Origin of the sequence: Streptomyces silaceus, assembly GCF_001419745.1 — a bacterium.
GTDB lineage: Bacteria > Actinomycetota > Actinomycetes > Streptomycetales > Streptomycetaceae > Streptomyces > Streptomyces silaceus.
Genome location: NZ_LIRJ01000177.1, coordinates 1 through 10,942, shown reverse-complemented (window position 1 = coordinate 10,942; position 10,942 = coordinate 1). Strand labels below are relative to the sequence as shown.

Below are 10,942 nucleotides of genomic sequence, written 5' to 3'. Positions count from 1 at the left end.
GCTCGGCGTCGCCGTCCGCGGCGGTCCGGCGCGCGTCCTGTGAGGCGGCCGGGCGCTCGGGCTCCGGTGGCGTGTCGGCGGCCGGACCGTCGGCCGGGCGCGCCGGCTCCTGGGCCGCGTCGACCGGACGCGTCGGTTCCTGGGCCGTGCCGACCGGGCGCGTGGGCTCCTGGGAGGCGTCCGCGTCGTCCGGTCGCCGGTCCTCGGCGCCGTCGGACCGCGGCTTGCCGCTCCCGCCGCTCTCGTCCACGATGTCCCCTCGTTAGAAGCGTCCCTCGCCCCGGTATGGCGCGATTACATGCACGATCATGCAGGGCGAGAGGGTCTGTCGTCGATGGTATGCGTCCGTTGTCAGTGACGGGTCGTAGGGTCTGTCCTCATGGAAACCAGCACCGACGGTGCCGCGGCGGCCGTGCGCCCGGCATCCCTGTCGCCCTCGCGCGCGGGCGATTTCATGCAGTGTCCGCTGCTCTACCGGTTCCGGGTGATCGACAAGCTGCCGGAGAAGCCGAGCGAGGCGGCCACCCGGGGCACGTTGGTGCACGCGGTCCTTGAGCGCCTGTTCGACGCGCCCGCGAGCGAGCGGACGGCGCCGCGCGCCAAGTCGCTCATCCCGGGCCAGTGGGACCGGCTGCGCGAGTCGAAGCCCGAGCTGACGGAGCTGTTCGCCGACGATCCCGAGGGCGAGCGCGTGGCGCGCTGGCTGGCGGACGCGGAGAAGCTCGTGGAGCGCTGGTTCACGCTGGAGGACCCGACGCGCCTGGAGCCGGCCGAGCGCGAGCTGTTCGTGCAGGCGGAGCTGGAGTCGGGGCTGAAGCTGCGCGGCATCATCGACCGGGTGGACGTGGCCCCCACGGGCGAGGTCCGCATCGTCGACTACAAGACGGGCAAGGCCCCGCGTCCGGAGTACGCGGAGGGCGCGCTGTTCCAGATGAAGTTCTACGCCCTCGTGGTGTGGCGCCTGAAGGGCGTCGTGCCGCGCCGTCTCCAACTGGTCTATCTGGGCAGCGGCGACGTGATCACGTACGACCCGGTGGTGGCCGACCTGGAGCGGGTCGAGCGCAAGCTGCTCGCGCTCTGGGAGGCGATCGAGCTGGCGACGGAGACGGGCGACTGGCGGCCGCGGCCGACGAAACTGTGCGGTTGGTGCGACCATCAGGCGGTTTGCCCGGAATTCGGCGGGACTCCCCCGCCGTATCCGCTTCCTGTCAGGGCGCCCGGGTCCGGGGAGGGCGAGCAGGGCAGAATGGCCCCGGGCTAGCAAAGGGAGAGACACGTGGCCATCCGCGTCCTACTGGTCGACGACCAGCCGCTGTTGCGCACCGGATTCCGGATGATTCTGGAGGCCGAGCAGGACATCGCGGTCGTCGGCGAGGCCGGAGACGGCCTGCAGGCTCTGGATCAGGTCAGGGCGCTGCAGCCCGACGTGGTCCTGATGGACATCCGCATGCCGCGGATGGACGGTGTCGAGGCGACCCGGCAGATCACCGGCCCCGGCCGGGACGGTCCGGCGAAGGTCCTGGTGCTCACCACCTTCGACCTCGACGAGTACGTGGTGGAGGCGCTGCGCGCGGGTGCCAGCGGCTTCCTCCTCAAGGACGCCCCGGCCAACGAGCTGGTGCAGGCGATCCGGGTGGTCGCCGCGGGCGAGGCGATGCTCGCGCCGAGCATCACGCGCCGCCTGCTCGACAAGTACTCCGCGCACCTGCCCTCGGGCGAAGAGCCGGTGCCGGACACGCTGCACACGCTGACCGAGCGCGAGGTCGAGGTCCTCAAGCTGGTGGCCCGCGGCCTGTCGAACGCGGAGATCGCGGCGGACCTGTTCGTGAGCGAGACGACCGTGAAGACGCACGTCGGCCACGTGCTGACGAAGCTGGGCCTGCGCGACCGCGTGCAGGCCGCGGTGTACGCGTACGAGAGCGGTCTGGTGCGGCCGGGCGCGCAGTAGCGGCGCACACCGTCCGGCATACGGCGAAGGCGGCCGCCCCCGAGGGGGTGGCCGCCTTCGCCGTCGACCGGGGCCGGCACCGGGCCGGCCGCCGGGCTCAGCCCTTGCTGATCTCCCAGAAGCGGAAGACCGTGGACGCGTCCAGGCAGGACTCCAGACCGTAGACGCTGTCGCGCACGACGGCGTACTGCTTGGCCTGCCAGACGGGCAGGACGGGCACCTGGTCGGCCACGATGTCCTGCAGCTCGGCGTACTGCTTGTCGGTCTTGGTGCGGTCGCTCTCGGTGGCGGTGCCGGGGATGATCTTCCCGGTGATGGCGTTGTTCTCGAAGTGGTTGCCGAGGACGTTGCCCTTGCCGAAGAACGGCTGCGTGAAGTTGTCGGGGTCCGGGTAGTCCGGCACCCAGCCCTTGACGTAGACGCCGTACTTGCCGGCCGCGATGTCCTTCTCGTACTGCTCGAAGGCGACGGACTTCACGTCGGCCTCGAAGAGCCCGGAGGCGTTGAGCTGCTTGGCGATGGCCTTGAGCTCCTGGTCGGTGGCCGGGCCGTAGCGCGAGGGCGTCGACCAGAGCGTGAGCTTCGCCTTGCCGTCGACGCCCGCGCCGCGCAGCGCGGCGGCGGCCTTGGCGCGCTGCGGACGGGGGCCGTAGGTGTCGAAGAACGCGGTGTTGTGGCCGCCGATGCCCGCCGGGACGATCGAGTAGAGCGGCGTCGCCGTGTCCTGGTAGACCTCCTTGACCAGCGCGTCGCGGTCGAGCAGGTAGGCGATGGCCTTGCGGACGCCGAGCTTGCCGGCGACCGGGTCCTTCATGTTGAAGACCAGGTGCTGCACCTCGGCGCTGGTGCCCTCCACGACGTCGAGGTCCTTGCCCTCCCCGGAGGTGTCCCGCTCGATGTCCGCGATGTCCGCGGCGGCGAGGCCTCGGTAGGCCAGGTCGATGTCGCCGTCCAGGAGCGCCTTCTTGAGGCCCTTCTGGTCGCCGTGGAAGAACCGGATGGCCACGCCCTCGTTCTTGACCTTGGCCGTGCCCCGGTAGCCGGAGTTGACGGAGAAGACCGCCTGGTCCTTGGTGAACGAGTCGAGCTTGTACGGTCCCGAGCCGACCGCCTCGCCGTCCTTGCGCAGGCCGTTCATGGCGTACTCGCGGTGGTCGACGATCGAGCCGGCACCGGAGGCGATCTTGCTGGGGAAGGTCGCGTCGGGGTACTTCAGCCGGAAGACGACCGTCTTGGCGTCCGGGGTCTGGACGCGGTCGAGCATCGGGAACATGATCGCCGGACCGGTCTCGTCCTTGATCGTGCGCATGCGGTCGAAGGAGAACTTGACGTCCTTCGAGGTGAGCGCGTTGCCGTTGCTGAACTTCAGTCCGTCACGCAGCTCGCACTTGAAGACCTTGGCCTCGGTGTCCGTGAAGCCGCACTCCTTGGCGGCCTCCGGCTCCGGTTCCGTGGCGCCCTTGGGGAAGCTCAGGAGGGACTGGAAGACGTTGTTGAACAGCAGCCAGGATCCGGGGTCGTAGCCGGACGCCGGGTCGGTGGCGAGGACCTCGTCGGACATCCCCATCACGACCGCGTCGCCGGTGTCCCCCGCCCCGCCCGACTCGGTGCCGCAGCCGGTCAGCAGAGCGGCGGCGAGCCCTCCCGTGAGGGGAAGGGCCAGCCACTGGTTACGACATTTCACGTACGTGCCTTTGGTGTTGTGGTCGTTCGGTGGAACCGAGGGGGCGGTGGTCAACCGCCCCCTTCGTCGCGGAGGATCAGCCGCTGACGCCGCGGCCGAGCTCCCACAGCTGGAGGTTCGACGAGGAGTTGAGGGTCCACTCCACGCCCGTGATGTCGTCGCGCGCGGCGATGTACTGCTTGCCCTGCCACAGCGGGAGCACGGGGACGTCCTCGGCGACGATGTCCTGGATGCGGCGCATGCTCTTGGAGGCGGCGAGCCGGTCGGCCTCACGGCGGGAGGTCGGGATCAGCTGGTCGTTGATCGTGCGGTTCACGTACGGCGAGCCGAGGAAGTTGTCCTTGTCGAGGAACGGCGCGACGAAGTTGTCGGCGTCGGGGAAGTCGGGGAACCAGCCCATGCCGTAGACGGCGTACTTCCCGTCGCGCTCGGCGGCGCGGAACGTGCTCCACGGCGTGCCCTTGATCGACACGTCGAACAGGCCGGAGTCGTTGAGCTGCTTCTGCAGCACCTCGAACTCCTTCTTGGTGGCCGGTCCGTAGTGGTCGGTGGTGTAGTGCAGCGTCAGCTTCACCGGGGTGGTGATGTTGGCCTTGCTCAGCAGGGAGCGGGCCTTGTCCGTGCTCGGGTTGCCGTACTTGTTGAAGAACGAGTTGGCGTGGCCCGTGATGGTGGTCGGCACCAGCGAGTACAGCGGGTCGGCCGTCGAGCCGTACACCGAGGAGGCGAGCGCGCCGCGGTCGATGATCTGGGCCATGGCCTGGCGCACGGCCTTGCTCTTGACCGTGGGGGCGTCGGTGTTGAAGGCGAGGTAGCGGATCTCCAGGCCCTGCATCTCGACGAGGTCGATCTGCTTGCTCGTGGAGCCGTCGAGCTGCTTGACCTGCTCGGGCGACATGGTGCGCGTCATCAGGTCGATGTCGCCGTCCTTGAGGGCCTTGCCCATGGCGTCGGCGTCGCCGAAGTTGCGCAGCTCCACCTTGTCGCTCTGCACCTTGAACCCGCCCTTGTACTTGGGGTTCTTGGTGAAGACGGTCTTGACGACGCGGTTGTCCTCGATCTCGTGCTTGGCCGTGTACGGGCCCGAGCCGTCCACATCGAAGCCGTCGCGGAGCTTGTTCTTGCTGTAGTGCTCCTTGCTGACGATGCCCGCGGTGGGCGTCGCCAGCTTGTACGGGAACGTCGCGTCGGGCGTCTTGAGGTGGAAGACGACGTCGCGGTCGCCCTGGACCTCGATGTGGTCGACGTTGGAGACCAGGCCGTCGGAACCGCTGGGGTCCTTCAGCTTGATGTCGCGGACGCGCTCGATGGAGAACTTCACGTCGGCGGCCGTCAGCGGCGAGCCGTCGGAGAACGTCAGGCCCTTGCGCAGGGTGCAGGCGTAGCGCTCGTTGCCCGTGTCGGTGAAGCCGCACCGCTCGGCGGCCTCGGGCTGGGGCTCGCCGTCGCCGCGGGGCATGGCCATCAGCGTCTGGATCGTCTGGCGGAGCACGTTCCAGGAGCCGGCGTCGTAGGCGTACGCCGGGTCGAAGGGAGCCGGGACCTCCTTCGAGACGGCGAACGTGTCCGTGGTGCCGACCGCGATCGCCTTGTCGCCGTCGTCGCCGCCGGAGCCGCCGCACGCGGCCAGCGCGGGGGCGAGCAGACCTATGACAGCCGGCAGCACCAAAGTCTTGCGGTTCATGCTCGACGTTCTCCAGAGCTGTTGAATCCCGTGAATCCCGCAACGCGGGGTGTGGGTTGGTGGGGCACGGGGGGTGGGGCGATGTTCTCGCGATGAGATTAGTCCGCACCAGGTTCCTGTCGGGGAGTGCGTGAACCAGCCATCAATCACGCTGCGAAACCGGGCGCGGACACACCGATAACCCGACACCGGAAGGTTTCGTGCACGCTCCCATCAATCGGGACACAACGTCACGCCCCCAGGGACCCCAGGAGGGGGCACTGCACACAGGGGCCCCACTGTCGACCCCCCTTGGCGTGGGAAACGTCACACCTTCAACCAGGCATGGACGAGATCCTTCCGAGCTGTCAGAGGGTCATGAGGCCTTGCAGGAAAGGAAGGTTGACGTGTTCCAGCGAGGGCACGACGGTGCGGCCCACGGCGGCGGGGATCGGCGCGACCGAGGGGACGGCCACCACCCGGCAGCCCGCGGCCTCCGCCGCGGTGACGCCGGTGGCGGTGTCCTCGATGACCGCGCATCTGGCGGGGTCGGCACCGATGCCCTCGGCGGCCAGGAGGTAGGGGTCGGGATGCGGCTTGGTGCGGGTCACCTCGTCGCCGGCGACGGTGAGCTCGAAGTGGTGGGCGCCGATGGACTGCAGGACGCGGTCGATGATGCGGCGGTGCGAGGCGGAGACGAGGGCCATCGGGACCCGGTGCGCCCTCAGTTCGGCCAGCAGGGCCGCCGCGCCCGGCATCAGGGGCAGCGAGCGGCTGATGCGGTCCTCGAAGCCGTCGTTGAGCAGCACGGTCAGTTCGGGCAGCGTGATGTCGGCGCCCGTGGCCTCGATGAGGAAGCCGGCGCTGCGCGACATGGGGCCGCCGACGACGACGTCGCGCCAGGCTTCGTCGAGCGCGTGGCCGAGGGAGGCGAAGACCTCGACCTCGGCGTCCCACCAGAAGCCCTCGGTGTCCACCAGGGTGCCGTCCATGTCCAGGAGGACGCCTTGCAGGGCGGAGCCCTCGGCCGTTCGAGCACCAAGCGCGGGGACCGTACTGGTCATCCGGCACACCTCCATGAGGGACGAGAAGGCCGGTTCCCCGAGGGGAACCGGCCTGAGCTGGACCGACCAGTGTACGACTCGTCCGTGGAACGCGCGCTCCGGTTTCGCCGAGGCGTCAGCGCGCGTTGAAGTACTTCGCCTCGGGGTGGTGGATGACGATCGCGTCCGTGGACTGCTCGGGGTGGAGCTGGAACTCCTCGGAGAGCTGGACGCCGATCCGCTCCGGCCTGAGCAGCTCGGCGATCTTCGCCCGGTCCTCCAGGTCGGGGCAGGCGCCGTAGCCCAGCGAGAAGCGGGCGCCGCGGTACTTCAGGGCGAACATGTCCTCGACGTCGGAGGGGTCCTCGCCGCCGAAGCCCAGCTCGGCGCGCACGCGCGCGTGCCAGTACTCGGCGAGGGCCTCGGCCAACTGCACGGACAGGCCGTGCAGTTCGAGGTAGTCGCGGTAGGAGTCGGCGGCGAACAGCTCGGCGGTGGCCTCGCCGATCTTCGAGCCGACGGTGACGACCTGGAGTCCGACGACGTCGGTCTCGCCGGACTCCTCCGGGCGGAAGAAGTCCGCGAGACACAGGCGGCGGCCGCGGCGCTGGCGCGGGAAGGAGAAGCGGGTGCGCTCCGAGCCGTCGTCGTTGAGGATGATCAGGTCGTCGCCCTTGGACACGCACGGGAAGTAGCCGTGCACGACGGCGGCTTCGAGCATGTTCTTGGTGTGCAGCTCGTCCAGCCAGCCGCGCAGGCGCGGGCGGCCCTCGGTCTCCACCAGTTCCTCGTACGAGGGTCCGTCGCCGGTACGGGCCTGCTTGAGGCCCCACTGGCCCTTGAAGAGCGCTCCCTCGTCGAGCCAGGAGGCGTACTCCTTGAGCTGGATGCCCTTGACGACGCGGGTGCCCCAGAACGGCGGCGTGGGCACGGGGTTGTCGGTGGCGACGTCCGAACGGGCGGGCCCCTCGTCCTCGTTGACCTCCAGGACGGCCGCGGAGGCCTTGCTGGGGACGCGGCGCTGCTTGAGCTCGGGCAGGGTCGCGCCAGGCACGCCGCGCTTGACCGCGATGAGGGCGTCCATCAGGCGCAGGCCCTCGAAGGCGTCGCGGGCGTAGCGCACCTCGCCCTCGTAGATCTCGTGCAGGTCCTGCTCGACGTACGCACGGGTCAGGGCCGCGCCGCCGAGGATCACCGGGAAGTCGGCGGACATGCCGCGCTGGTTCAGCTCCTCCAGGTTCTCCTTCATGATCACGGTGGACTTGACCAGGAGGCCCGACATGCCGATGACGTCGGCGCGGTGCTCCTCGGCGGCGTCCAGGATCGCGGCCACGGGCTGCTTGATGCCGAGGTTGACCACGTTGTAGCCGTTGTTGGACAGGATGATGTCGACGAGGTTCTTGCCGATGTCGTGCACGTCGCCGCGGACGGTGGCGAGCACGATGGTGCCCTTGCCCTCGGAGTCGGACTTCTCCATGTGCGGCTCCAGGTACGCCACCGCGGTCTTCATGACCTCGGCGGACTGGAGCACGAACGGCAGCTGCATCTGGCCGGAGCCGAAGAGCTCGCCGACGACCTTCATGCCCTCCAGGAGGGTGTTGTTGACGATGTCGAGGGCGGGCGTGTCCTGGAGGGCCTCGTCGAGGTCGGCCTCCAGGCCGTTCTTCTCGCCGTCGATGATGCGGCGCTGCAGGCGCTCGTCGAGCGGCAGGGCGAGCAGTTCTTCGGCCTTGCCGGCCTTCAGGGACTTGGTCGAGACGCCCTCGAAGAGCTCCATGAGCTTCTGCAGCGGGTCGTAGCCCTCGGCGCGGCGGTCGAAGATCAGGTCGCGGGCGACGGTGACCTGCTCGTCGTCGAAGCGCGCGATGGGCAGGATCTTGGAGGCGTGCACGATCGCCGAGTCCAGGCCGGCCTTGACGCACTCGTCGAGGAAGACGGAGTTGAGCAGGACGCGGGCGGCCGGGTTGAGACCGAAGGAGATGTTGGAAAGGCCGAGCGTGGTCTGGACGTCCGGGCGGCGGCGCTTGAGCTCCCGGATGGCCTCGATGGTGTTGACGCCGTCCTTGCGGGACTCCTCCTGACCGGTGCAGATGGTGAAGGTCAGGGTGTCGATGAGGATGTCCGACTCGAGGATGCCCCAGTTGCCGGTGAGGTCGTCGATGATGCGCTCGGCGATGGCGACCTTGTTCTCGGCGCTGCGGGCCTGGCCCTCCTCGTCGATGGTGAGCGCGATCAGCGCGGCGCCGTGCTCCTTGGCGAGCGCGGTGACCTTCGCGAAGCGCGACTCGGGGCCGTCGCCGTCCTCGTAGTTCACGGAGTTGATGACCGCGCGGCCGCCGAGCTTCTCCAGCCCGGCCTGGATCACGGGGAGTTCGGTCGAGTCGAGGACGATGGGCAGCGTGGAGGCGGTCGCGAAGCGGCCCGCCAGCTCCTCCATGTCCTTGACGCCGTCGCGGCCCACGTAGTCGACGCAGAGGTCGAGCATGTGCGCGCCCTCGCGGATCTGGTCGCGGGCCATCTCGACGCAGTCGTCCCAGCGGCCCTCCAGCATGGCCTCGCGGAACTTCTTCGAGCCGTTGGCGTTGGTGCGCTCGCCGATCGCCATGTACGAGGTGTCCTGGCGGAACGGCACGGTCTGGTAGAGCGAGGCGGCGCCGGGCTCGGGGCGCGGCTCGCGGGCGGGCGCCTGCATGCCGCGCACCCGCTCGACGACCTGGCGCAGGTGCTCGGGGGTCGTGCCGCAGCAGCCGCCGACCAGGGAGAGGCCGTACTCGCGTACGAAGGTCTCCTGGGCGTCGGCCAGCTCGGGGGCCGTCAGGGGGTAGTGGGCGCCGTCCTTGCCGAGGACCGGCAGGCCCGCGTTGGGCATGCAGGAGAGCGGGATGCGCGAGTGGCGGGCGAGGTAGCGCAGGTGCTCGCTCATCTCGGCGGGGCCGGTGGCGCAGTTCAGGCCGATCATGTCGATGCCGAGCGGCTCCAGGGCCGTGAGCGCGGCGCCGATCTCGGAGCCGAGGAGCATCGTGCCGGTGGTCTCGACGGTGACCGAGCAGATCAGCGGGAGGTTGGCGCCGGTGGCGTCCAGGGCGCGGCGGGCGCCGAGGATGGCGGCCTTGGTCTGCAGGAGGTCCTGGGTGGTCTCCACCAGGAGGGCGTCGGCGCCGCCGGCGATCATGCCTTCGGCGTTGGTCTGGTAGGCGTCGCGCAGGACGGTGTACGGGGCGTGGCCGAGGGTCGGCAGCTTGGTGCCGGGGCCCATCGAGCCGAGGACCCAGCGCTGCTGCCCGGTGGAGACGGTGAACTCGTCGGCGACCTCGCGGGCGATGCGGACGCCGGCCTCGGAGAGCTCGAAGTTCCGCTCGGGGATGTCGTACTCGCTCAGGGCGGCGAAGTTCGCGCCGAAGGTGTTGGTCTCCACGCAGTCGACGCCGACCGCGAAGTACTCCTCGTGCACGGAGCGCACGATGTCGGGGCGGGTGACGTTCAGGATCTCGTTGCAGCCCTCGAGGTTCTGGAAGTCCTCAAGAGTGGGGTCCTGCGCCTGGAGCATCGTGCCCATCGCGCCGTCTGCCACGACCACACGGGTGGCGAGGGCTTCGCGGAGGGCGTCGGCTCGCGCCCGGCTCTCGGACGGAACGGGCGTGGACTGCGACGACGGGGTTGGCGACGAGGCCATGAAAGAGCTCCCTGGAGTGCGACGGCTGTCGGCTTTGCGCCTTCTTTCAAAGGGCGCACTCGGCCAGGGTAGCCGGGACGAAGGTCCCGTTGTGAAGGCGTCCACGGGGCGGACCGACAGGACGCGCCTGGCTCGAACAGATGCTTGACATGGGCGATCGGGGCAACACGGGGCGTCCGCGCATTAGCGAGAGGTCGACAACGACCGATAGTGTTCAGCATTGTCGAACGTGGAATGTGGCGCGAGGGGACGGAGGTCGGGGCTGCGATGGCACGCAACATCCAGTCGCTCGAACGGGCCGCGGCGATGCTGCGGCTGCTCGCGGGCGGCGAGCGACGGCTCGGCCTCTCGGAGATCGCCTCCGCGCTCGACCTGGCCAAGGGGACGGCGCACGGCATCCTGCGCACCCTCCAGGCCGAGGGCTTCGTGGAGCAGGACTCCGCATCGGGCCGCTACCAGCTGGGCGCCGAGCTGCTGCGCCTCGGCAACAGCTATCTGGACGTGCACGAGCTGCGGGCCCGCGCCCTGGTGTGGACCGACGACCTGGCCCGCTCCAGCGGCGAGAGCGTGCACCTGGGGGTCCTGCACCAGCAGGGCGTACTGATCGTCCACCACGTCTTCCGGCCCGACGACAGCCGCCAGGTCCTGGAGGTCGGCGCCATGCAGCCGCTGCACTCCACGGCGCTCGGCAAGGTGCTCGCCGCGTACGACCCGGTCGCGCACAACGAGGCCCTGGAGGCCGAGCGCAAGACGTTCACCGTGCACACCGTGACCGGCACGGACGACTTCGAGGGCGTCCTCGACCTGACCCGCGCGCGCGGGTACGGGGCGGACGTCGAGGAGACCTGGGAGGGCATCGCCTCCGTGGCGGCCCCCATCCACGACCGGCGCCGCATGCCGGTCGGCGCGGTCGGCGTCACCGGCGCCGTGG

7 protein-coding genes and 1 pseudogene are annotated in these 10,942 nt (G+C 69.7%); 3 read left to right on the top strand and 5 right to left on the bottom strand.

The genetic code is table 11. From position 1 onward, the window contains the following. Positions 1-250, bottom strand: a pseudogene (locus AOK22_RS17595) (hypothetical protein); the annotation flags it as partial. 129 nt (positions 251-379) lie between these two features. Between AOK22_RS17595 and AOK22_RS17590 the strand changes: the two are divergent. Beyond that, on the top strand, positions 380-1,261 hold the full coding sequence (locus tag AOK22_RS17590; RefSeq protein WP_055699615.1) for a RecB family exonuclease: 882 nt from the start codon (positions 380-382) through the stop codon (positions 1,259-1,261). A gap of 15 nt (positions 1,262-1,276) precedes the next feature. Then, entirely contained in the window at positions 1,277-1,948 is a 672-nt protein-coding gene (locus AOK22_RS17585; RefSeq protein ID WP_055699614.1) for a response regulator, read from the top strand. A 97-nt stretch (positions 1,949-2,045) separates the two neighbouring features. Here the strand turns inward: AOK22_RS17585 and AOK22_RS17580 are convergent, their stop codons facing one another. The 4 genes from AOK22_RS17580 to metH all read right to left on the bottom strand — a co-directional run bounded on the left by AOK22_RS17580 (position 2,046) and on the right by metH (position 10,011). After that, on the bottom strand, positions 2,046-3,632 hold the full coding sequence (locus tag AOK22_RS17580; RefSeq protein ID WP_055699617.1) for an ABC transporter substrate-binding protein: 1,587 nt from the start codon (positions 3,630-3,632) through the stop codon (positions 2,046-2,048). A 76-nt stretch (positions 3,633-3,708) separates the two neighbouring features. Next, positions 3,709-5,316 (bottom strand): ABC transporter substrate-binding protein, encoded by a 1,608-nt coding sequence (locus AOK22_RS17575; RefSeq protein ID WP_055699613.1) that lies wholly within the window; start codon positions 5,314-5,316, stop codon positions 3,709-3,711. A gap of 347 nt (positions 5,317-5,663) precedes the next feature. Further along, positions 5,664-6,359, bottom strand: coding sequence for an HAD family hydrolase (locus AOK22_RS17570; protein ID WP_055699612.1), 696 nt, complete (start codon positions 6,357-6,359; stop codon positions 5,664-5,666). Between the two features lie 115 nt (positions 6,360-6,474). After that, a complete protein-coding gene (metH, locus tag AOK22_RS17565) occupies positions 6,475-10,011 on the bottom strand; it encodes a methionine synthase (RefSeq protein WP_055699611.1) in 3,537 nt (1,178 codons plus the stop codon). 267 nt (positions 10,012-10,278) lie between these two features. On the opposite strand from metH, the gene AOK22_RS17560 reads away from it, so the two are divergent. Next, positions 10,279-10,942, top strand: a 664-nt coding sequence (locus tag AOK22_RS17560) for an IclR family transcriptional regulator (RefSeq protein ID WP_055699610.1), incomplete at its 3' end; no start/stop codon positions are given.

Coding starts and splice junctions, on each gene's coding strand:
- AOK22_RS17590 (WP_055699615.1), top strand. CDS start 380: ATGGAAACCAGCACCGACGGTGCCGCGGCGGCCGTGCGCCCGGCATCC.
- metH (WP_055699611.1), bottom strand. CDS start 10,011: ATGGCCTCGTCGCCAACCCCGTCGTCGCAGTCCACGCCCGTTCCGTCC.
- AOK22_RS17570 (WP_055699612.1), bottom strand. CDS start 6,359: ATGACCAGTACGGTCCCCGCGCTTGGTGCTCGAACGGCCGAGGGCTCC.
- AOK22_RS17575 (WP_055699613.1), bottom strand. CDS start 5,316: ATGAACCGCAAGACTTTGGTGCTGCCGGCTGTCATAGGTCTGCTCGCC.